The sequence below is a fragment of the Methylobacterium sp. D54C genome (assembly GCF_053345595.1).
The window spans coordinates 18,609-39,153 of the sequence record NZ_JBKFAK010000021.1 but is presented as its reverse complement, the minus strand read 5'-3'; the positions used below and the strand labels follow the sequence as shown (position 1 = coordinate 39,153).

The window sequence follows — 20,545 nt, the reverse complement described above, 5'->3', positions numbered from 1 at the left end:
GGCGGTCCTCACTGGGTGCTCTCGCCCGATCTGGGGCCGGACCCGCGCGGCGGCGAGCCCGGCCGGGTCACTCAGGCCCGGCGCAGGCGCAGGCCGAACAGGTGCAGCAGGCCCGCCAGCAGGCCGCCGTAGACCAGGGCCCCGACGAGCCCCAGCACCGCCAGGACGACGAGGTCGCGCCCGTGCGGCAGGGCGGGCACCAGCGCCTGGACGAGCCCCTGCCCGTAGACGGCGACCGCCGCCAGCCCGAGGCAGGCCAGCGCCACCCCGGCGACGGTGAGCCCGAGCGTCCGCCCCGGCGCCGTCCAGCCCCGGCGCCTGGCCAGGACGAGCAGCAGCAGCAGGTTCACCCACTGGGCGACGGCCGTGGCGAGCGCGAGGCCGGTGACGCCGTAGGGGCCGGTGAGCCACAGCTTCAGGACGACGTTGACGCCGATCGCGGTCAGGGAGGCCCAGAGCGGCGTCTTCGTGTCCTGGCGGGCGTAGAAGCTCGCCACGGCGCTGCGCACCAGCACGACGGCCGGCAGGGCGAGGCCGTAGGCCGCCAGCACCGAGGCCGCCCGCGCCGCGTCCTCGGCGCTGAAGGCGCCGCGCTGGAACAGGGCCGCCATGATCAGGCCCGGGATGGTCAGGAACGCCACGGTGAACGGCGCCGAGAGGGCCAGGGAGAAGCCCGCGGCCCGGTTCTGGGCCGCGTGGGCGCCGGCGACGTCGCCGGCCGCGATCCGGCGGCTCATCTCGGGCAGCAGCACGGTGCCGGCCGCGATGGCGATGACGCCGAAGGGCAGCTGGTAGAGCCGGTCGGCGTAGTAGAGCGCCGAGACCGCCCCGGTGGGCAGCCAGCTCGCGATGATCGTGTCGGCGAAGGCCGCGATCTGGAAGCCGGCCGAGCCGATCACCGCGGGCCCGAGCACGACGAAGAAGCGCTTGAGCGCGGGATCGAGGCGCGGCACCGCGAGGTCCGGCATCACGCGGACGCGGCGGCAGCCCCACCAAAGCAGCCCGAACTGGAGCACCCCCGAGACGGCGACGCCCCAGGCGGCGGCGTAGGCCGCGTTCGGGAACAGGAAGCTCAACCCCAGGGCCGCCAGCATGGCGAGGTTGAGCAGGACCGGGGCGCCCGCCGCCACGGCGAAGTGCCGGTGGGCGTTCAGGATGCCCGACAGCAGCGTCACCAGCGTCATGAACAGCAGGTACGGGAAGGTGATGCGGGTCAGCGCCACGGCGAGCTGGAAGCGCTCGCCGTCCTCCGCGAAGCCCGGCGCCAGGGCGTGGACCACCCAGGGCATGGCCGGCAGGGCGAGATTGAGCAGCACGAGCTGCACGATCAGCATCAGGGTGAAGACGCGGTCGGCGAAGCGGTGCGCCGCCCCGGGCTCGCCGGCCTCCGCGAGCCCGGCATAGGCCGGCACGAAGGCGGTGTTGAACGCGCCCTCGCCGAAGATCGCGCGGAAATGGTTCGGGAGCCGGAAGGCGACCACGAAGGCGTCGGCCACGGGCCCGGCGCCCATCACGGCGGCCATCACCACGTCGCGGGCGAAGCCGGTGACGCGCGAGACCAGGGTCCAGCCGCCGACGGACAGGATGGAGCGGATCATCGGGCGGGGCGCTCGCCGAGCCCGTCCCGCCTCAGCGGGGGCGGGCGGGAGCACGGTCGAAGCGTCGCGCGTGTCGATCGAGAGGAAATGGCCGGCCCCATCTGCACCGGGTCAGCCGGCGTCGCGCGCATCAAGAGCCGGTTTCGTGCGCCACCTCAAGGGTGCCGCGGACACAGGATCCGCGGCACCGGCGATACGCCTCAGCGGGTCGCCTCGGCGTACATCTTCTCCACGTGCTCCCAGTTCACGAGGTTCTCGATGAACGCCTTCAGGTAGTCGGGACGGCGGTTGCGGTAGTCGATGTAGTAGGAGTGCTCCCACACGTCGACGCCGAGGATCGGCTTGGCGCCGTGGACCAGCGGGTTCTCGCCGTTCGGGGTCTTCATGATCGCGAGCTTGCCGTCCTTGACGGCGAGCCACGCCCAGCCCGAGCCGAACTGGCCGACGCCCGCCTGGATGAAATCCGCCTTGAACTTCTCGGCGCCGCCGAGATCCTCGTCGATCTTCTTGGCCAGCGCGCCCGGGATCGCGCCGCCGCCGTTCGGCTTCATCCACTGCCAGAAGTGGATGTGGTTGTAGTGCTGGCCGGCGTTGTTGAAGAGCGGCTGATTCGTGTTGTAGGCGGCCTTGACGATCTCCTCGACGCTCTTGCCCTGGAGATCCGTGCCCTCAAGCAGCTTGTTGCCCGTGTCGACGTAGGCCTTGTGGTGCTTGTCGTGGTGGAACTCGAGGGTCTCCTTCGACATGTACGGCCCCAGCGCGTCGTAGGCGTAGGGCAGTTCCGGCAGGGTGAAGGTCATCGCGTCTATCTCCGCTTAGCAGGGGGCGGCCTCGTCCCCGGCGGGGGCTCCCGAGTCGAGAGCCCGCTAGGTAAGTCGGTGGCCGCGGGACGGCAACGCCGTTCCGCCACGGCGGCGCGGGAAGTTCCGCAGATCGCCGGCACGCGGCGGCTCGGCCGGCCCGGAGATAGCCGGCGCAGATCCGGACTATTCCGGTTTCCCCGGCATCTCGGTCCCGAGTTTTGCAATATGACGGCTAGGCCTTACTGTGCGGCACGCCTTGAGCGCCGGCCGTCAGCCGGCCCGTGTCAGAGAGTAACATGATCGCTGCGCTGTTCGCGCTCGCCGCCGCCATGATCATCGGGGGCTGCGCCGCCGTGATCCAGGGCTTCCCGTACGTGCGTCTGGAGAGCGGGCTCGCGATGGTGATCGCGGGGTCGGTCGCGGCCTCGTCGGGCGCGGTGCTCCTCGGCCTCGGCGTCGTGGCGCTCGGCTTCCGGCGGGTGGAGCGCGCGCTCGGGCGCGCCCCGGTGACCGGCGCGCGGCCGGCCCCCGCCGCGGCGCCGGCACCGGCATCGGCCCCCGTCGACGAGGCCCGGACCCGGCTGCCGCCGGTCCTGCCGGCGGCGCCCGCCTTCATCGTGCCGTCGGTGGTCGAGCCGTCCTTCGATCCCGAGCGGCCCCGGATCGAGCCGAGCCTGGAGCTCCGGGCCGACGAGGCCCGCGCCCCCTTCCCGGAACCCGGCGCGGTCGAGACCCCGAAGCCGGTTCCGGCCGAGCCGGTGCCCGTGGTCCCGCCCGTCCGCGTCCCGGAGGCGGACCGCCGACCCGAGCCGGACGCGCCGAGCGAGCGCGCGATCGCGCCCGAGGACGACCTGTTCGCCGCCCCCGAGCCGTCCCTCCGGGAGGAGCCGCGGGAGGAGCCCCGCGGGGAGCCCGGGACGACGGCCGCGGACGAGGCGCCGGCCCTGCGCCCGAGCCTCGACACGCCCCCCGAGCCGGAGCCGGCCCCACCGGCCGCCCCGCGCACCGTCGTGGGGCGCTACGCCTCCGGCGGCAACACCTACGTGATGTTCGAGGACGGCTCGATCGAGGCGGAGACGCCGCAGGGCCGCTTCACCTTCGCGTCCCTCGACGAGCTGAAGGCCTTCGTGGACGGCGGCGGCGAGTCCGGGACCCGCGGCGCGGCCTGAACCCGCCCCGGGGACGGCCGCGGCGTCACACCAGCGGGTTGAGGCTGTCGTTGCGCGGCGGGATCGGGGCCCGCATGGTCAGGGAGAAGCCCCCGGGGGCGTAGTCGGTGGTCACCTCGGCCTGGACCTGGGTGATCAGGACCCGCTGCAGCAGGCGCGAGCCGAAGCCCTGGCGGCTCGGCGGCGCGACCGGCGGCCCGCCGGTCTCGCGCCAGGAGAACCGCAGGATCCCGGCCGGGCCGCCGGGCTCCAGGGACCATTCCACCGCCACCCGGCCGGTGCGGTTCGACAGGGCCCCGTACTTCGCCGCGTTGGTGGTGAGCTCGTGGATCGCCATGCCGATCGGCACCGCGATCTCGGAGGGCAGGTCGATCGCCGGCCCGTCGAGGCTGATGCGCCCCTCGGCGGCGCCGTCCGGGGCCACCTCCGCGTAGGGCTTCAGCTCGTTGCGCAGGAGATTGGCGATCGACGCCGTCTGCCACGTGTCCTCGGTGAGGACCGAGTGCGTGTGCGCCAGGGATTTGATCCGCCCGACGAAGGCCTCGTAGAAGCTCTCGATGCTGGACGCCGTCCGCGCGGTGGAGCCCACGATGGCCTGGACGGTCGCCAGCGTGTTCTTCACCCGGTGGTGCAGCTCGCGGATCAGCAGGCTCTGGCGCTCCTCCGCGACCCGGCGGTCGGTCACGTCCGCGACGACGCCGATCAGGCGGCGCGGCAGGCGGCCGGGGGCGTCGCGCTCGAACCGGCCGGCCATGTCGATCGTGCGCCACACGCCGTCGGACTTCCGGCGGATGCGGCCGCTGATGTGCAGGTCCCCGTCCTCCCGCAGCGCCTGGGAGATCGCCCGGCGGACCGCGGGGCGGTCGTCCGGGTGGAGGATGTCGTTGAGAAACTCGGTCTTGCCGATCGTCCCGTCCTCGGGCGCGTGCCCGAAGATCTCGTACATGTGCTCGTTCTCCCAGATCGCCTGGTCCTCGAGCATGTGCCACTCGAAGATGCCGAGCCGGGCGACCGTGGTGGCGACCCGCAGGCGCTGGTCGCGGGACAGGATCTCGTCCCGGGCCTCGACCCGCGTTGTGATGTCCTGGAGGACGCCGACCATGCCGATCGGCGCGCCGTCGGGGCCCGGCACGGCCTGCCCCCGCACCCGCAGGATCACGGTCCGCCCGGCCACCGTCGTGGCCGTGTCGAACTGGTAGGGCTCGTCGGTCCCGTCCGCCTCGGCGATCAGCGCGCTCAGGCGCGCGAGCTCCGCCGGCGACAGGCCGGTCTTCAGCTCCTCCCACGAGACGGAGCGGCCCGGCGGGCGCCCGAGGATGCGGGCGGCGCGGCGCGACAGGGTGAGGAGGCCGGTCGCGCGGTCCCAGCGCCACTCCCCGAGCCCGGCGGCCGCGAGGGCCTCGCGGTTCGCCTCGGAATGGGCCGCCGCGTCCACGTCGACCGTCTCGACCGCCAGGGTCCGGCCCGCGCGCCGGACCCGCACGTCGAGGGGCGTGCCGTCCGCCCGGCGCCAGACCTGGAGACCGTCCCGGAGCCCCTCCGGCCCCTCGCCCAGGAGTTCGGCGGCCGCACGCCCGGGCAGGGTGCCGGGCGGCCAGCCGGCGAGATCGTGCAGGGCCCGGTTGGCGGCGACGATCCCCGCCTCGTCCGCCGACAGCACGGCGAGGCCGATCGCGGCCTCGTCGAAGCCGGCGCGCAACGGGTCCTCCGCCGCCGGGTCCTGACCCACCCTCTCATTCACTCGGAAGAATCCTCGAACGCGCCGTGGCGCGCTCCCGCCGGAGATGAGCCCCCTCCCGCCACGATCCCGGACCGCGGCGGGCCCTGAGGATGGCGCCCGAGCGTGACTGTGGCAAGGCGTTCCGCTCCGCCTGCGGCGACCGGGCACCCGCGCGACCCGACCGCGGGGGCTCTCAGCGGGGGCGGCGGGCGAATTCCAGATAGGTGGGCCGGCGGCCCGCTGCCAGCGCCTTGGCCTCGTAGCGCGTGCCGGGCCAGCCCGGGAACGGCCGCGTCCAGTCCCGCGCGTCCCGCGCCGTCCAGGCGAGGACCGGGCACCGCGCGGCCCGGACGAGCGTCCAGCCGGCATAGTCGTCGATGTCGCTGGCGAAGCGGAACAGGCCGCCGTCCTTCAGGACCCGGCCGATCTCGGCGAGCGCCGCGTCGGAGACGAACCGGCGCTTGCGCTGCCGCCGCTTGGGCCAGGGATCGGGATAGAGCAGGTAGACCCGGTCGAGGCAGGCGTCCGGCAGGCGCGCCAGCAGGGCGGTCACGTCCTCGTCGCGGATGCGGACGTTGCGCAGCGCCCGGGCCTCGATCGCCGCCAGCAGCTTGACCACGCCGTTGACGAAGGGCTCGGCGCCGATGATGCCGACGGCCGGATGCGCGGCCGCCTGGGCGGCGAGGTGCTCGCCGCCGCCGAAGCCGATCTCCAGCCACAGCGCCTCCGGCGGCGCCGGCATGGCGGGGAACAGCGCGCGCGGATCGAGGATCGCGTCGCCCGGCGGCAGGTCGACCCGCAGGCTCGGCAGCAGCTCGGCGAGCCGGCGCTCCTGCTGCCCGCGCAGGCGCTTGCCCTTGCGGCGCCCGAAGAAGGCGCGCTCCGGCTCCTCGACCGGGTGGTCGGAGCGTCCAGGGGCGTCGGTGTCCACCGGCTCAGTCTACCTCGGAGATGGGACGCGTCCCGGGTCACGACCGGAAACGGGGCGCGTCGGTGGGACGCCGTCCGGGACAGCACGCCCGGCACGCCGCGACGCGGCACGATCGGGTGGCGCGGCACCCGCGCGGACGCCGCGGCGCCGAACGCACCGCGCCGCCAGCGCCCGATCGGGAACACGGGCCGCGGAGCGTCCGGGACCGGGCGGCGCTCAAAGCACCGCCCGCACCGCCTTCAGGTCACCCCGGCGCGCCGCCGATCTCCGGCCCGCGCGTCGGCCCGGGGCCGAGCGGCGGCCGCCCTCAGGCCAGCGCCGACTTCAGCTTGCCGGCGAGGTCGGTGCGCTCCCACGAGAAGCCGCCGTCGGCCTCGGGGGCGCGGCCGAAATGGCCGTAGGCCGAGGTGCGCGCGTAGATCGGCTTGTTCAGGCTGAGCGCCGTGCGGATGCCGCGGGGCGACAGGTCCATGGCGTCCATCAGCACGGCCTCGAGCTTGGCCTCGTCGACCGTGCCGGTGCCGTGCAGGTCCACGTAGATCGAGAGCGGCTTCGAGACGCCGATCGCGTAGGCGAGCTGGATCGTGGCGCGGCTGGCGAGGCCCGCGGCCACCACGTTCTTGGCGAGGTAGCGCGCCGCGTAGGCCGCCGAGCGGTCGACCTTCGTCGGGTCCTTGCCGGAGAACGCGCCGCCGCCGTGCGGGGCCGCGCCGCCGTAGGTGTCGACGATGATCTTGCGGCCGGTGAGGCCGGCGTCGCCGTCCGGGCCGCCGATCACGAACTTGCCGGTCGGGTTCACGTGCCAGACCGTGCCCTCGTTGACCCAGCCCTGCGGCAGCGCCTTCAGGATGTAGGGCTCGACGATGGCGCGGACGTCCGCGGAATCGAGGGACTCGTCGAGGTGCTGGGTCGACAGCACGATCTGGGTCACCTCGACCGGGCGGCCGTTCTCGTAGCGGACCGTGACCTGGCTCTTGGCGTCGGGGCCGAGCTTGGCGGCGTCGCCCTGCTTCGCCTTGCGGGCGTCGGCGAGGTCCTTGAGGATCTTGTGGGCGTAGAAGATCGGCGCCGGCATCAGCTCGGGCGTCTCGTCGGCGGCGTAGCCGAACATGATGCCCTGGTCGCCCGCGCCCTCGTCCTTGTTGCCGGCCGCGTCCACGCCCTGGGCGATGTCGGCCGACTGGGCGTGCAGGTGGATCGCGACGTCGTTGTTCTTCCAGTGGAAGCCCGACTGCTCGTAGCCGATGTCCTTCACGGCCTCGCGGGTCAGGGCCTCGAGGTCCTTGAAGGTCACCGAATCGGGTCCGCGCACCTCGCCGGCGATGACGATGCGGTTGGTCGTGGCGAGTGTCTCGACGCCGAGCCGCGCCTCCGGCATCGCCGCGAGGTAGGCGTCGACCACGGTGTCCGAGATCCTGTCGCAGACCTTGTCGGGGTGTCCCTCGGACACGGACTCGCTGGTGAACAGGTAGTTGGAACGCGGCATCGGACGGCCTCGGCTGCAGAGGTACGCCGTCGCGATCGCGGCGTTTGACCCTTCATGGGGCCGGGGTTCTCGCACCCGGCCGGGGGCCGGTCAAGATGGAGGAACGAACGGATCCGCTATACCGGACGAAGCGACCGGAAAAACGATCGCGCGACGCCCCGGGGCCCGCCCCTGCCCTCAGCCGCCGAGCTTGCTCTCGAGGGCCCGGATGGCGTCGGCCACGTCGCGGCGCGCCTCCTCGGAGAAGTTCTCGGTGATGTGGCGGCCGACAACTTCCGCCAGCCCCTTCAGCCCGGCTTCCGACAGAGTCGACTGCTCGCGCTCGCTGAAGCCCGGCGCGATGAAGTCATCGTTCCGGGGCATCCCTTTGAAGAAGTAATCCATCGGCACGCCGGTCATGCGCGAGAAGATGTCGAGATGGACGGCGCTGATCCGGTTGGTTCCCTTCTCGTACTTCTGGAGCTGAGCTGCAGACATACCGAAGCTCTGCGCGACGCGGCGCTGTGTGAGCGATGCCTTGCGGCGCTGCTCGGCGATGCGTTGCCCGACATAGACGTCGCGCTGATCGGTCTTCTGGCCCGCCATGAAGTGCTCGTCCACCCCCTGCCATGAATCCTGGCGGCAAAGCTTAGCGCGCCCCTCGGTACTTGTCACCGGCAGGCGTTCGACGTGGTGGACGATTTGCTCACGGCTCTGCGGCCGGGAGATCTGCAAGAATAGACAACTTGGTGTCCCCGGCAGGGCTCGAACCTGCGACCCCAGGTTTCATACCACTTCGGCTTTCGCCGCCGCGCCCCGAAGGTCCGCGTTCGTGGCCTGGACTATCCCTTCACCGTGGGCTGGACTGCATCCAACCGGTAGGTGCCGCCCGTCTAGTCTCTACACCTTCCCGCAGAACGCCGGGGCGCCGCGCGGGCTTGGCTCGGGATCGGCAGAGCATCGGACGGCGGCGCGTCGATGCCGGAAGCTTTCCCCGACTTTGAGCGGATCCGTCGCGCGGTTTCCCGGCGCGACGCCCAATTGAACCTTCTAGGAAACCTGTGCTCTGTCCAGCTGAGCTACGGAGACGACCGGCGCTCCATAGCATTCTCGCCGGCCGAGGCCAACCGCGACCGGTGGGGCGGCGCGGTGCCGGAGCCCGCGATCGCGGGGGGAACCGATGCGCGTGCGCGCGGCGGTCGTGCGGGGACGCCCGCTGGCGACCTCGATGGCGACCTTGTTGGCGGCGGCGCTCGCCGCGGCGGCGCCCTGTCCGGCACGCGCCGCGTCGCGCGCCGGGCCGTCGGCGTGCGCGACCGGGCCGGCGCGCGACGAGGTGGTGGCGGAAATCGGGCCCCGCGGGGAGATCCGTATGGCCTCGGGCCTCCGGGCGGTGCTGGACTCGCTGCGCTGGCCGGACACGCCGGAGGCCGCGTCCGCCGCGCGGACCTGGCTCGAGGCCCGGCGGGGCGCCCGGGTCACGGTGGTTCCCCGCGGGCAGCCCGACCGGTGGGACCGCGCGCGGGCCGACCTCCTGGTCGCGGAGGGCGACATCGCGGAGCGCGCGGATCTGGCGGGCGGCCTCATCGGGGCCGGGCTGGCATACGCGGACGCGAACGAGGCCGATTCGCTCTGCCGGCCCGGCCTGCGCCTCGTGGAGGCGGCCGCCCGCGCGCGCGGGCTCGGCCTCTGGGGCGCGGCGCGCCCTGCGGCGGGGGACGGCCCGGCGCTCCGGGAGAAGGTCGGACATTTCGTCGTCGCTGAGGGCCGAATCCGCCATGTCGGCGAGCGCGGCGCGCGCACCTATCTCGATTTCGCGGCCCGCGGCACGGACGGCCTCACGGTGACGGTATCGAAACGCACTTGGCGAATGATGCGCGCCCGTGGTTTGAGTGCGGCCTCGCTCGAGGGCCGGCGCGTGCGGGTGCGCGGCCTCCTGGAGGTCCGGCGCGGCCCGACCCTGGAGGTCGCCCTCGACGGGCTCGAGACGCTCGAGGAGACGGACCGGCCGGAGGCCGATCCGGAGGGGGAACGGGGATTGCGGCGCTGATCGCGATGGGCGGGATCACGGGGCACATCAGCGCGGGGCGGACCCGCGCGGCGGGGCGGCGCACCCTCGGCGCGGCGGCGTTGGGCGGCCTCGCCCTGCTGCTCGGCGCCTGCGTGGCCGACCAGACCGAGGCGACCGTGCGGCCGGCCGTGGTGCGGGTGCCCGCGGAGGCGCCGCGCACCACCGGCCGCGAGCGCGCCGCCGATGCCGACCACCTCAAGCTCGTGGCCTCCTTCGGGGGCGAGGCCCGGGCCCCCAACGTCACGCGGATGCTGACGGAGGTGACCGACCGCCTCGTGAAGGCCAGCGACCGGCCCGACCAGGCCTACACGGTGACGCTCCTCGACTCGCCGGTGGTCAACGCCTTCGCGCTGCCGAACGGGCGGCTCTACGTCACCCGCGGCCTCGTGGCCCTGGCGAGCGACACCTCCGAGGTGGCCGCCGTGCTGGCGCACGAGATGGCCCACGTGACCCTCAACCACGCCACGGCCCGCAGCGAGCTCGAGCTGCGCTCGGCGCTCGTCAGCCGCGTCGTGGCCGACGTGCTGAACGACCCCGATACCGGCGCGCAGCTGCAGAGCCAGTCGCGCTTCGCCCTCGCCCGGTTCTCCCGCGAGCAGGAGCTGGAGGCGGACGCCACCGGCGTGCGCACCCTGGCCAAGGCCGGCTACGACCCGTTCGCGGCCGGGCGCTTCCTCGCCGCGCTCAACCGCTCCACGGGGCTGAAGGCCGGCAGCGCCGCCGCGCCCGACATGCTGGCGACCCATCCGGGCACGGCCGAGCGCATTACCCAGGTCACCCGCGCGGCCCGCCGCATCGGCGCGCCGGGCATCGGCACCGACGACCGCGCCGCCTACCTCGCGGCGGTGGACGGGCTCGCCTACGGCGACAACCCGCGCGACGGCGCGGTGCGCGGGCACCGCTTCATCCATCCCGGCCTCGGCATCGCCTTCGAGGTGCCGGAGGGCTTCACCCTGGAGAACACCCGCTCGGCGGTGCTCGGGACCACCCCGGACGGCGCCCGGCGCCTGCTGTTCGACCAGATCGAGGCCAAGGACGGCCAGCCCCTCGAGGCGGTGCTCAAGGCGAGCTGGAACGATGCCCTCGACCCGGCCGGCTTCGAGACCCGGGACGTCGCGGGCCACCCCGCGGCCTTCGCGCTGTCGCGGGGGAAGGAGTGGACCTTCCGCCTCGCGGCCATCCGGATCGGCGACTCGACCTACCGGATGATCATGGCCGCCAAGGGCGCCACCGATCCCGACCCGGCCTTCCGCCGCTGGACCGCGACCCTCGTCGCCGTGTCGCCCGACGAGGCGGTCCTGCGCCCCCTGCGGCTGCAGGTGGTGCAGGCGACCTCGGCCAGCGCCGAGGACCTCGCCCGCCGCATGGCGGTGCCCGACCGGGCGCTCGACCGGTTCCTCGTCCTCAACGGGCTGGACCGGGGCGCCGCGCTGGTGCCGGGACGCGGCTACAAGATCGTCGCGGAATAGCCGCCCTGCGCGGCCGCGCCTTGTGCGGGCGCGGGGCCCGGACATCCTGCCCGGGTCGTTCAGGGAGAGCGCCGTGATTCGATTCTTCTACAATCTCAGCCCCAACCCCATGAAGGTCGCCCTCTGCCTCGAGGAGATGGGGCTGCCCTACGAGCCGGTGCCGGTCGACACCCGCAGGGGCGAGCAGTTCGATCCCGCCTACACGGCCGTCAATCCGAACGGGAAGGTGCCGGCGATCGTCGACGGCGACGTCACCGTGTTCGATTCGAACGCGATCCTGATGTACCTGGCGGGCAAGACCGGCCGGTTCCTGCCGGAGGGCGAGCCGGTCCGCGGCGAGATGCTGTCCTGGCTGATGTTCGTGGCGACCGGCATCGGGCCGTTCTCCGGCCAGTGCGTGCATTTCCGCCACTTCGCGCAGGATGGGGGCGCCTACGCCACCGAGCGCTATGCCTTCGAGGCGCGCCGGCACTGGGGCATCCTCGACCAGCGCCTCGCCGACCGCCCCTACGTCCTGGGCGACACCTACACGATCGTCGACATGGCGGTCTGGGGCTGGGCCCGGATGGTGCCCTTCGTCCTCGGCGAGGGTGCCTTCGGGGACCTGCCCAACGTCAAGCGCCACCTCGACGCGCTCAACGCGCGGCCGGCCGCCCAGGCCGCCGAGGCGCTGAAGGGCCGCCACGCCTTCAAGGCGGAGATGGACGCCGAGGCGCGGGGCTTCATGTTCCGCGCCGTGAAGGGCGCCGCCTGACGCCCCGCCGGACCGGTCCCGCGCCTCAGGGCGCGGGGGCGGTCACCGTGAGCATCGGCAGGGTGACGGAGAGCGTTCCGGCCGGCACGCGCGCGGTGCCGAGCGTGAGGCAGGCGCCGAGTCCGAGACAGAGAGCGAGACCGAGCATCGAGGTCTCGAAGCCGCGATAAACCCATTCCATGACGGTCCCCTTTCGCGAGGCAACCGCAGGATGCGCGCATCGCGTTAAGGGATCGGTGCGCCAGCGCGCACGATCTCACAGTCCGGAGGCGACGAGGGCCGCGCCCGCCGCGATCAGCGCGACGCCGGCCCAGGCGGCGAGGCTGAGGGTCTCGCCGAGCAGGGTGGCGCCGAGGATCGCCACCAGCACGACGCTGAGCTTGTCGATCGGCGCGACCCGGGCAGCGTCGCCCAGCGACAGCGCGCGGAAGTAGCAGAGCCACGACGCCCCGGTGGCGAGCCCCAACAGGACGAGGAAGACGAGGCTCCGACCGGAGATCTGAGCGAGGCCGCCGGCCTGCCCGGAGGCGACCACGATCGCGCCGGCGAAGACCAGGATCACCGCGGTGCGCACGAAGGTCGCGACGTCCGACGGCACGCCCGCGACCCCGACCTTGGCGAGGATCGCGGTCAGCGCCGCGAAGCCGGCGGCGGCGAGCGCCCAGAAGCGCCAGGATTCCAGCAGGGGGCTCACGGAAATTTCCACGCCGTCCCTATTCGCAGGGCCCGGACGCATCCTCGTCCTTGCGAGCGCAGCGAAGCAACCCAGGCAGCGCCACGCTCGACGATGTCGCGCCGCCCTGGGTCGCTTCGCTGCGCGCGCGCTGACGACGCGGCCCAGCGTGACCCGCGCGACTCCTTGCCGAACCGTCAATGTTTCCCGTGAAACATCCGCTGTTCACAGGAGCTTGTCGACGGTGATCGGCAGGTCGCGCACCCGCCTGCCGGTGGCGTGGAAGACCGCGTTGGCGATCGCGGCCGCGGTGCCGACAATGCCGATCTCGCCGAGCCCCTTCACGCCTAGCGGGTTCGCCTTGTCCTCCTCCTCCACGAAGATCACGTCGATGTCGTAGATGTCGGCGTGGACCGGCACGTGGTACTCGCCGAGGTTGTGATTCATGAACCGGCCGATGCGGTGGTCGAGCATCGACTCCTCCTCGAGCGCCGAGCCGATCCCCATCACCACGCCGCCGAGGATCTGGCTGCGCGCCGTCTTCGGGTTCAGCACCTTGCCGGCCGCGATCGCCGAGACGATGCGGGTGACCCGGACCTGACCCAGCTCCTCGTCGACCTTCACCTCGGCGAAGATCGCTGAGTGGGTGTAGGCCTCGTATTTCTGATTGAAGTCCTTGTCGGGCCCGGCCTCCTCGACGGCCTCGACCTTGTCGACGCCCGCCGCCTGGAGCACCTCGACGAGCGACACGCTGCGGCCCGGATCGCCCGCGACCGCGATGCGGCCGTCCGCGAACACCGCCCGGTCGAAGTCGACGTTGGCCAGCGGCGAGTTCTCCATGGCGCGGGCGAGCTTGAACACCTGCGCGCCGACGTTGCGGCAGGCCTTCATCACGGCGGTGCCCGAGGAGGCGGCCGTCCACGAGCCGCCGGCGACCGGGGCCTCCGGCAGGCGGGTGTCGCCGAGCTTGGTGGTGACCGCGTCCATCGGCAGGCCCAGCGTGTCGGCCGCGATCTGCGTCAGGATCGTGTAGGTGCCGGTGCCGATGTCGCCGGTGGAGTTGCCGACCGTCAGGCGACCGTCCGGCGTCAGGGTCGCGATGGCGCTCGACTGCATCATCATCGATTCCCAGATGCCGGTGGCCACGCCCCAGCCGACCAGCTCCCGGCCCTCGCGCATGGAGCGGGGCTCAGGGCTGCGCCTCGCCCAGCCGAACCGCTCGGCGCCCTGCCGGAAGCAGCTCTTCAGCTCCTTCGAGCCGAACGGCTTGCCCTCGGCGGTGGCGTCGGACTCGGCGTAGTTCCTCAGCCGCAGCTCGATCGGGTCGAGCCCGGTCGCGTAGGCGAGTTCGTCCATCGCGGTCTCGATGGCGAAGACGCCGGTCACCGCGCCGGGGGCGCGCATGTCGCCGGGCGTCGGCGTGTCGAGCTTCACCAGCCGGTAGCCGAGGGCGACGTTGTCGCACCGGTAGAGGACGCCCGACCAGTTGACGACGACCTCCTGGTAATCCTCGTACTGCGAGGTGCCCTGGACGGCGTCGTGGCGCAGGGCCATCAGCCTCCCGTCCGGCTCGGCGCCGAGCGCGATCGTCTGCAGCGCCTCCGACCGGTAGGTGAAACTCCACAGCTGGTCGCGGGTCAGGGTCACGCGCACGGAGCGCTTCAGCTCCTGGGCGGCCAGCATCGCCAGGAACAGCTGGTACTGCGGGCGCAGGCCCGAGCCGAAGCCGCCGCCGAGATAGGGGTTCAGCACCCGGACCTGATCGGGCTTCAAGCCGAAGACGTTGGTGAGATACTGGTGGCTGTTCGAGACGCCCTGGATCTTGTCGTAGACCGTGTAGGTGCCGTCCTGCTCGACCACCACCGTGGAGGCGTGCGGCTCCATCGGGTTGTGGTGCTCGTCGGCGAGGCTGTAGGCACCCTGCACGCGGACCGGTGCGCTGCCGAACGCCTTGTCGGCGTCGCCCCAGGGCTCCGGCGGCGGCTTGATGCCCGTGCGCTTGTAGGGCGGGTCGTAGGCGGTGCCGCGCAGGGCCTCCAGGTCGGTCCCGGGCTCCTCCATCGCGTAGCTCACGCGGACGAGGGACGCGGCGTAGCGCGCCGTCTCGAAATCCTCCGCCACCACCAGGGCGACCGGCTGGCCGCTGAACACGATCAGGTTGTCGTAGAGGGCGCGGAACGGCGAGCCGGGGGGCGCCACCTGGTCCTGGAAGTTCTTGTCCCGCCACGCGGTGCGCGGCCGGTTCTCGTGGGTGAGCACCTTGAGCACGCCCGGCACCGCCTCGGCCTCGGCGGAGTCGATGGCGGTGATCCGGCCCTTGGCGATCGAGCTCGACACGACCACGCCGTAGGCGAGGTCGGGCGCGGCGAACTCGCCCGCGTACTTGGCGAGCCCGGTCACCTTGGCGGGCCCGTCGATGCGGCTGCGCGGGCTGCCGACGAAGGTGTCGCGGCCGGTGGAGCTGAAGGTCTGTGTCATGGCAGAACCTACTGGATGCGCTTGTCGCTGAGCGACTGGGGCGTGCCGGCGGCGGCCTGCTCGAGGCCGCGCACGATGGCGCGCCGGGCGAGATCGATCTTGAAGCCGTTCTCCGACTGGGGCTTGGCCTCCGCGACGATCAGGTCGGCCGCCGCCTGGAAGCTCTCGCGGGTCGCGGGCCGGCCCTCCAGCAGGGCCTCGGCCTCGCGGTTGCGCCAGGGCTTGTGGGCGACGCCGCCGAGCGCCAGCCGCGCGGTCTTCACCCGGTCGCCGTCGAGTTCCAGGGCCGCCGCCACCGAGACCAGCGCGAAGGCGTAGGACAGGCGGTCGCGCAGCTTCAGGTAGGTGTAGTGCTGCGGGAAGCGGCTCTCCGGCAGGTCGACCGACACGATGATCTCGCCGGGGGCGAGGTTGGTGTCCCGCTCGGGCGAGTCCCCCGGCAGGCGGTGGAACTCGGAGAACGGGATCGACCGGTCGCCCTGCGGCCCGCTCACCCGCACGGTGGCCTCCAGGGCGGCCAGCGCGATGCACATGTCGGAGGGGTGGGTGGCGATGCAGTGCGCGCTCGTCCCGAAGATCGCGTGGATGCGGTTCATCCCGCCGATCGCCGGGCAGCCGGAGCCGGGCGCGCGCTTGTTGCAGGGCGTGGCCACGTCGTAGAAATAGTAGCAGCGGGTCCGCTGGAGCAGGTTGCCGCCCGTGGAGGCGGCGTTGCGCAGCTGCGCCGAGGCGCCGGCCAGGATGGCGTTGCGCAGGAGCGGGTACCGGGCCGCGACCCGATCGTCGTAGGCCGCCTTGGCGTTGGTCACGAGCGCCCCGATCCGCAGGCCATCCCCGCTGTCCTCGATCCGGTCGAGGGGCAGGCGGGTGATGTCGATCAGCCGGCCCGGCTTCTCGACCTCGTACTTCATCAGGTCGATCAGGTTGGTGCCGCCGGCGATGAAGCGGGCCCCGGCCCCGAAGGCCTGCACCGCCTCCGCCACCGTGCCGGCGCGGACGTAGTCGAAGCGGTTCATCGGGCGCCTCCCTGCATGACGTCCTCGATGGCGTCGACGATGTTGGTGTAGGCGCCGCAGCGGCAGATATTGCCGCTCATCGCCTCGCGGATCTCGTCCCGGGTGTGGGCGTGGCCCTCGTTCATCAGGCCGACCGACGAGCAGAGCTGGCCCGGCGTGCAGTAGCCGCACTGGAAGGCGTCGTGCTCGATGAACGCCTCCTGGATCGGGTGGAGGGCGTTGCTGCCCGCCCGGTCGCCGAGGGCGGCCAGCCCCTCGACCGTGGTGATCTCGGCCCCGTCCTTCATCACCGCCAGCGTCAGGCAGGAATTCACCCGGGTGCCGTTGACCAGCACCGTGCAGGCCCCGCACTGGCCGTGGTCGCAGCCCTTCTTGGTGCCGGTGAGGTCGAGCCGCTCGCGCAGGAGGTCGAGGAGCGTGGTCCACGGCGCGACCTGCAGTTCGCGCCGCTGCCCGTTGATCGTCAGCGTGATGCCGATCGGCGTGTCCGCCGACACCGGCGGCTGGGTCTCGAGGCGCATGATGTCGTCCACGGTCTGGGCCGGCCGGGGCCGGGCGGGAGCGGATCGGTCCGGGGCAGCGACCGGCAGCGACGCGCGGGCCGCAGCCTGGGCTTCCGGTCGATAACCATTCCAATCTGCGCCTGTTCCGGAGCGCGCCGTCTCAACCCGTGAGCGAGGGTGGCGCGCCTGCGGCGCGCATATCGGCCGCCGCACCGTCCGACATTGCCGGCCCCACCCCGCCTCGGCTAACCCTCCTTCCCGCAGAGTCCACGCCGCACCCCGGAGCCACCGATGGCCGCGCTCGACGCGATCCTCAACGACATCGACACGGACCTGGAGAACGCCCTGGAGCGGCTGTTCGCCTTCCTGCGGATCCCGTCGATCTCCACCGATCCCGCCTATGCCGGGCATTGCCGCGAGGCCGCCGCCTGGCTCGCCCAGGACCTGACCGCGCTGGGCTTCGAGACCTCGGTGGAGGAGACCTCGCTCCACCCGGTGGTCCTGGCCCACCGGCCGAAGCCGGGCGCGCCGCACGTCCTGTTCTACGGCCATTACGACGTGCAGCCGGTCGATCCCCTCGACCTGTGGAAGACGCCGCCCTTCGAGCCGCACATCGCTGACGACGGCCAGGGCGGCAAGACGATCGTCGGGCGCGGCGCCTCCGACGACAAGGGTCAGGTGATGACCTTCGTGGAGGCATGCCGGGCCTATATCGCCATGCACGGCGAGTTGCCCTGCGGCGTCACGATCCTGATCGAGGGCGCCGAGGAGAGTGGATCACAAGGCCTGCCCGAATGGGTCGCGGCCAATCGCGAGAGACTCGGCTGCGACGTGGTGCTGGTCTGCGACACCGGCATGTGGGACCGGAAGACCCCGGCCATCACGTCGTCGCTGCGCGGGCTCGCCTATTTCGAGGTGAAGGTCACCTGCGCCGACCGCGACCTGCATTCCGGCTTCTTCGGCGGCGCGGCGCGCAACCCGATCCACGTTCTGTCGAAGATCATCGCCGACCTGCACGACGCGGACGGGCGGGTGACGATCCCGGGCTTCTACGAGGGCGTGCACGAGCGCCCGCCGGAGGTGCTGGAACAGTGGCGCGGCCTCGGCCTGACGCCGGAGACGCTGCTCGGGCCGATCGGCCTCAAGGAGCCCGCGGGCGAGCGCGGGCGGATGCCGATCGAGCTGGTGCAGTCCCGCCCCTCCTGCGACGCCAACGGCATCATCGGCGGCTATACGGGCGAGGGCACCAAGACGGTGATCGCCTCCACCGCCTCCGCCAAGGTCTCGTTCCGCCTCGTGGACGACCAGGACCCGAAGCGGCTCGCCGAGAGCTTCGAGGCCTTCGTGCGCGCGCGGGTGCCGGCCGACTGCCAGGTCGAGGTCATCACCTACAAGGGCTCGCGGGCGATCAGCCTGCCCTTCGACATGCCGCAGCTGGGGGCCGCCAAGGCGGCGCTGCAGGACGAGTGGGGCGTGCCGGCGGTGACCGTGGGCGCGGGCGGCTCGATCCCGATCGTCGGCGACTTCAAGCGGATCCTGGGGCGCGACACCCTGCTGATCGGCTTCGGCCTCGACGACGACCGGATCCACTCGCCGAACGAGAAGTACGACCTGACGAGCTTCCACAAGGGCACGCGCTCCTGGGCGCGGATCCTCGCGGCCCTCGGCCAGGGCTGAGCCCGGAAGGCCGATCTCAGCGGGCGGGTGCCGCCCGCATCTTCCCGTCGACCCAGGTCCAGAGCGCCCGGACCTCTTCGGCGGCCTGGCTGCCGGGGGCGAATTCCGTGACGCCGAGCCCGGTCGCCAGGGCGTCCTGGTGGTCGACCCGGTGGATGATGCCGGGCTCGGCCAGCACGCCCAGGGCGCGCAGCTGCGCCGCGTAGGCGCTGGTGCGCGGCGAGGGCGGCGGCGGGCACTGGTTCAGCACCAGGGCCAGCCGCTCCCGCAGGCCGAGGCCGACCAGCGCCTGGAGCGTCGGCCGGGCGGCCACGATGTCGAGCCGGGAGGGGCGGACCGGCATCAGGACGAAATCGGCGTCCTTCAGGGCCGGGGCGAGGCCGGACGCGCTGCCGGCGGTGTCGAGGACGGCGAGGGTCGTGCCCTGCTCGGCGAGGATGCCGAGGATCTCCGAGAGCTGGCCCATCTCCCAGGGCTGGACCCGGTCGACCGCGACGGCGTCGCGCGCGCGGTCGCTCCTGCCGTCGGCCTTGCGCAGGGCCCCCCAGCCGGCCAGCGAGCTCTGCGGGTCGAGATCGAGGGCGGTCACCTGCTCGCCCGCTTCCGCGGCGGCGACCGCCAGGGAGGCCGCCAGGGTGGTCTTGCCCGTCCCGCCCTTCTGCACCGCCAGGGCGAGGACCCGCAGCGGCCCGGCGGCGGGCCGGGGCGCGGTCTCCGGCGCCGGTTCGGATCCTTCGGGATCCATGCGTGTCCCACCTCTCCACATCTGCCAGCCGGGCCGCGGCCCGTGCGGCGCCGAATCGAACGCCCGGCACGACCGTGCTTAGCGTGACGGCGTGGGCCGGAGCCAGCGTCGCGCCCCGGCACCTGTGGACCGCCCCGAGGCGGCTCCCGATCACCGGGCCCGGGGACCGGTCCCGGAATTCCGCCGTGAGGCCGCCGCGCTACCGCATCGCGGGATCGCGCGCCGGGCCCGCGCGTTGGGCCGGCATCCCCACAGGTTGAGCGGCGCGCCAAGACCCTCGCCCCGACAAGCTCCGCGACAGGATTCCCATGCGCCTCGACCGCCGCCGCCTGCTCGGAACCGGTCTCCTGGCCCTCGCCGCCCCCGCGGCGCGCGCCGCGACGCCGTCGCCCCCGACGAGCCGGCCCGTGGGGACGCTGGAGCTCGCCATCGCGGCGGACGCGCCCTCGACCCCCACGGGGCTCGCCATCGCCCGGGGCGGCCGGATCTTCGTGATGATGCCGCGCTTCACCGGCGCGGAGCCGATCACCCTCGGCGAGGTGCTGCCCGACGGGTCGGTGAAGCCCTACCCGGACGCGGCGACCAACCGCCCGGATCCGGGGGCGCCGCAGGCGTCGCTGTTCCACGTCCCCAACGGCGTCTTCGACCGCGACGACACCCTCTGGATCCTCGATGCCGGCCTGCCCGCGGGCAAGGGGCGGCCGGTGCCGGGCGGCGCGAAGATCCTGGCAATCGATATCGGCCGGAACAGCGTCCGCCGGACGATCCCCCTCGAAGCGGGCATCGGCCCGGATTCCTCCCTGAACGACCTGCGGGTCGACGTGCGCGACGGGCGGGCTCTGGCCTACGTCACCGACCAGGGCCAGTCTGGCGCGGGCGCGATCCTGGCGGTCGACCTCGACAGCGGGCGGGTGGTGCGGCGCCTCGCGGACCACGTCAGCACGCGGTCCGAGGAGGGCCTGGTCAAGTTCGTGGAGCGCCGCCCCGTGATGGAGCGGAAGGGCGACGCGCCCGAGAAGAGCCCGAAGGGCGGCGCCAACGGCATCGCGATCAGCCCGGACGGCCGCCGCCTCTACTACGCGCCGCTGATGAGCCGGCGGCTCTACGCGGTCGAGACCGCGGCCCTGCGCGATCCGGGCGTCGCGGACGCGGCCGTGGCCGCCGCCGTCGAGGATCTCGGCGAGAAGGGCATGACCGGGGGACTGACCACCGATTCCCAGGACCGGGTCTATCTCAGCCTGCAGGAGCACAACGCGGTCGGCCGGCGCCTGCCGGACGGCACCGTCGAGGTGCTGGCCGCCGACGACCGGCTGGTCTGGGCCGACACGTTCTGGATCACCCCGGACCGGTGGCTCTATATCTCGGCGGCCCAGGTCAACCGGCGGCCGGAATTCAACCGCGGCCGGGACCTGCAGCAGCCGCCCTACGCGATCCTGCGCATGCGCATCGACGCCGACCCAGTCCTGTAGCGGA

The 20,545-nt window shown here is 72.9% G+C and carries 18 protein-coding genes; 6 read left to right on the top strand and 12 right to left on the bottom strand.

Features of this window, described 5'->3' with window-relative positions:
* Nucleotides 1-71 precede the first annotated feature (71 nt).
* Complete coding sequence (gene murJ, locus ACLBYB_RS26205) at nt 72-1,598, bottom strand: murein biosynthesis integral membrane protein MurJ (protein ID WP_447700545.1); 1,527 nt, start codon at nt 1,596-1,598, stop codon at nt 72-74.
* Between the two features lie 200 nt (nt 1,599-1,798).
* A complete protein-coding gene (locus ACLBYB_RS26200; RefSeq protein ID WP_020091320.1) occupies nt 1,799-2,398 on the bottom strand; it encodes a superoxide dismutase in 600 nt (199 codons plus the stop codon).
* Between the two features lie 299 nt (nt 2,399-2,697).
* On the opposite strand from ACLBYB_RS26200, the gene ACLBYB_RS26195 reads away from it, so the two are divergent.
* Complete coding sequence (locus ACLBYB_RS26195; protein ID WP_447700544.1) at nt 2,698-3,570, top strand: hypothetical protein; 873 nt, start codon at nt 2,698-2,700, stop codon at nt 3,568-3,570.
* A gap of 25 nt (nt 3,571-3,595) precedes the next feature.
* On the opposite strand, the gene ACLBYB_RS26190 is transcribed toward ACLBYB_RS26195, so the two are convergent.
* From ACLBYB_RS26190 to ACLBYB_RS26175, 4 genes are all read right to left on the bottom strand, one after another.
* Nucleotides 3,596-5,311 (bottom strand): sensor histidine kinase, encoded by a 1,716-nt coding sequence (locus ACLBYB_RS26190; protein ID WP_051123710.1) that lies wholly within the window; start codon nt 5,309-5,311, stop codon nt 3,596-3,598.
* A 172-nt stretch (nt 5,312-5,483) separates the two neighbouring features.
* Nucleotides 5,484-6,221 (bottom strand): tRNA (guanine(46)-N(7))-methyltransferase TrmB, encoded by a 738-nt coding sequence (trmB, locus tag ACLBYB_RS26185; protein WP_447700543.1) that lies wholly within the window; start codon nt 6,219-6,221, stop codon nt 5,484-5,486.
* 307 nt (nt 6,222-6,528) lie between these two features.
* A complete protein-coding gene (gene metK, locus ACLBYB_RS26180; protein ID WP_020091324.1) occupies nt 6,529-7,707 on the bottom strand; it encodes a methionine adenosyltransferase in 1,179 nt (392 codons plus the stop codon).
* Between the two features lie 177 nt (nt 7,708-7,884).
* Nucleotides 7,885-8,292: a helix-turn-helix domain-containing protein gene (locus ACLBYB_RS26175; protein WP_012321411.1), complete on the bottom strand. Its 408-nt coding sequence runs from the start codon at nt 8,290-8,292 to the stop codon at nt 7,885-7,887.
* A gap of 574 nt (nt 8,293-8,866) precedes the next feature.
* Between ACLBYB_RS26175 and ACLBYB_RS26170 the strand changes: the two genes are divergently transcribed.
* From ACLBYB_RS26170 to ACLBYB_RS26160, 3 genes are all read left to right on the top strand, one after another.
* A complete protein-coding gene (locus ACLBYB_RS26170) occupies nt 8,867-9,736 on the top strand; it encodes a thermonuclease family protein (RefSeq protein ID WP_447700542.1) in 870 nt (289 codons plus the stop codon).
* A gap of 5 nt (nt 9,737-9,741) precedes the next feature.
* A complete protein-coding gene (locus tag ACLBYB_RS26165) occupies nt 9,742-11,226 on the top strand; it encodes a M48 family metalloprotease (protein WP_447700541.1) in 1,485 nt (494 codons plus the stop codon).
* Nucleotides 11,227-11,299: 73 nt separating this feature from the next.
* Complete coding sequence (locus ACLBYB_RS26160) at nt 11,300-11,980, top strand: glutathione S-transferase family protein (protein ID WP_447700540.1); 681 nt, start codon at nt 11,300-11,302, stop codon at nt 11,978-11,980.
* Between the two features lie 25 nt (nt 11,981-12,005).
* Here ACLBYB_RS26160 and ACLBYB_RS26155 read toward each other — a convergent pair whose 3' ends face one another.
* From ACLBYB_RS26155 to ACLBYB_RS26135, 5 genes are all read right to left on the bottom strand, one after another.
* On the bottom strand, nt 12,006-12,161 hold the full coding sequence (locus ACLBYB_RS26155; RefSeq protein ID WP_020091329.1) for a hypothetical protein: 156 nt from the start codon (nt 12,159-12,161) through the stop codon (nt 12,006-12,008).
* A 75-nt stretch (nt 12,162-12,236) separates the two neighbouring features.
* Complete coding sequence (locus tag ACLBYB_RS26150) at nt 12,237-12,674, bottom strand: EamA family transporter (RefSeq protein WP_447700539.1); 438 nt, start codon at nt 12,672-12,674, stop codon at nt 12,237-12,239.
* 204 nt (nt 12,675-12,878) lie between these two features.
* On the bottom strand, nt 12,879-15,131 hold the full coding sequence (locus tag ACLBYB_RS26145) for a xanthine dehydrogenase family protein molybdopterin-binding subunit (protein ID WP_447700538.1): 2,253 nt from the start codon (nt 15,129-15,131) through the stop codon (nt 12,879-12,881).
* Nucleotides 15,132-15,139: 8 nt separating this feature from the next.
* Nucleotides 15,140-16,147, bottom strand: coding sequence for an FAD binding domain-containing protein (locus tag ACLBYB_RS26140; protein ID WP_091927861.1), 1,008 nt, complete (start codon nt 16,145-16,147; stop codon nt 15,140-15,142).
* Nucleotides 16,144-16,668, bottom strand: coding sequence for a (2Fe-2S)-binding protein (locus tag ACLBYB_RS26135; protein ID WP_026604649.1), 525 nt, complete (start codon nt 16,666-16,668; stop codon nt 16,144-16,146). Before ACLBYB_RS26135 ends, ACLBYB_RS26140 begins: the two co-directional genes overlap by 4 nt.
* Before the next feature lie 273 nt (nt 16,669-16,941).
* On the opposite strand from ACLBYB_RS26135, the gene ACLBYB_RS26130 reads away from it, so the two are divergent.
* Nucleotides 16,942-18,327: a M20/M25/M40 family metallo-hydrolase gene (locus tag ACLBYB_RS26130; protein WP_042672005.1), complete on the top strand. Its 1,386-nt coding sequence runs from the start codon at nt 16,942-16,944 to the stop codon at nt 18,325-18,327.
* A 16-nt stretch (nt 18,328-18,343) separates the two neighbouring features.
* Here ACLBYB_RS26130 and ACLBYB_RS26125 read toward each other — a convergent pair whose 3' ends face one another.
* The gene (locus ACLBYB_RS26125) at nt 18,344-19,072 is read right to left on the bottom strand and encodes a nucleotide-binding protein (RefSeq protein ID WP_447700537.1); all 729 of its coding nucleotides are present in this window, start codon (nt 19,070-19,072) and stop codon (nt 18,344-18,346) included.
* Nucleotides 19,073-19,380: 308 nt separating this feature from the next.
* Here ACLBYB_RS26125 and ACLBYB_RS26120 point away from each other — a divergent pair, with 308 nt between their 5' ends.
* A complete protein-coding gene (locus tag ACLBYB_RS26120; protein WP_447700536.1) occupies nt 19,381-20,541 on the top strand; it encodes an SMP-30/gluconolactonase/LRE family protein in 1,161 nt (386 codons plus the stop codon).
* Nucleotides 20,542-20,545: the final 4 nt, after the last annotated feature.

Excerpts from the sequence above, each read along its gene's own strand:
- ACLBYB_RS26165 (WP_447700541.1), top strand. The coding sequence starts at position 9,742 with ATGGGCGGGATCACGGGGCACATCAGCGCGGGGCGGACCCGCGCGGCG.
- ACLBYB_RS26145 (WP_447700538.1), bottom strand. The coding sequence starts at position 15,131 with ATGACACAGACCTTCAGCTCCACCGGCCGCGACACCTTCGTCGGCAGC.
- ACLBYB_RS26135 (WP_026604649.1), bottom strand. The coding sequence starts at position 16,668 with ATGCGCCTCGAGACCCAGCCGCCGGTGTCGGCGGACACGCCGATCGGC.
- ACLBYB_RS26120 (WP_447700536.1), top strand. The coding sequence starts at position 19,381 with ATGCGCCTCGACCGCCGCCGCCTGCTCGGAACCGGTCTCCTGGCCCTC.
- murJ (WP_447700545.1), bottom strand. The coding sequence starts at position 1,598 with ATGATCCGCTCCATCCTGTCCGTCGGCGGCTGGACCCTGGTCTCGCGC.
- metK (WP_020091324.1), bottom strand. The coding sequence starts at position 7,707 with ATGCCGCGTTCCAACTACCTGTTCACCAGCGAGTCCGTGTCCGAGGGA.
- ACLBYB_RS26195 (WP_447700544.1), top strand. The coding sequence starts at position 2,698 with ATGATCGCTGCGCTGTTCGCGCTCGCCGCCGCCATGATCATCGGGGGC.
- ACLBYB_RS26200 (WP_020091320.1), bottom strand. The coding sequence starts at position 2,398 with ATGACCTTCACCCTGCCGGAACTGCCCTACGCCTACGACGCGCTGGGG.
- ACLBYB_RS26155 (WP_020091329.1), bottom strand. The coding sequence starts at position 12,161 with ATGGAATGGGTTTATCGCGGCTTCGAGACCTCGATGCTCGGTCTCGCT.
- ACLBYB_RS26175 (WP_012321411.1), bottom strand. The coding sequence starts at position 8,292 with ATGGCGGGCCAGAAGACCGATCAGCGCGACGTCTATGTCGGGCAACGC.
- ACLBYB_RS26170 (WP_447700542.1), top strand. The coding sequence starts at position 8,867 with ATGCGCGTGCGCGCGGCGGTCGTGCGGGGACGCCCGCTGGCGACCTCG.
- ACLBYB_RS26125 (WP_447700537.1), bottom strand. The coding sequence starts at position 19,072 with ATGGATCCCGAAGGATCCGAACCGGCGCCGGAGACCGCGCCCCGGCCC.
- ACLBYB_RS26130 (WP_042672005.1), top strand. The coding sequence starts at position 16,942 with ATGGCCGCGCTCGACGCGATCCTCAACGACATCGACACGGACCTGGAG.
- ACLBYB_RS26140 (WP_091927861.1), bottom strand. The coding sequence starts at position 16,147 with ATGAACCGCTTCGACTACGTCCGCGCCGGCACGGTGGCGGAGGCGGTG.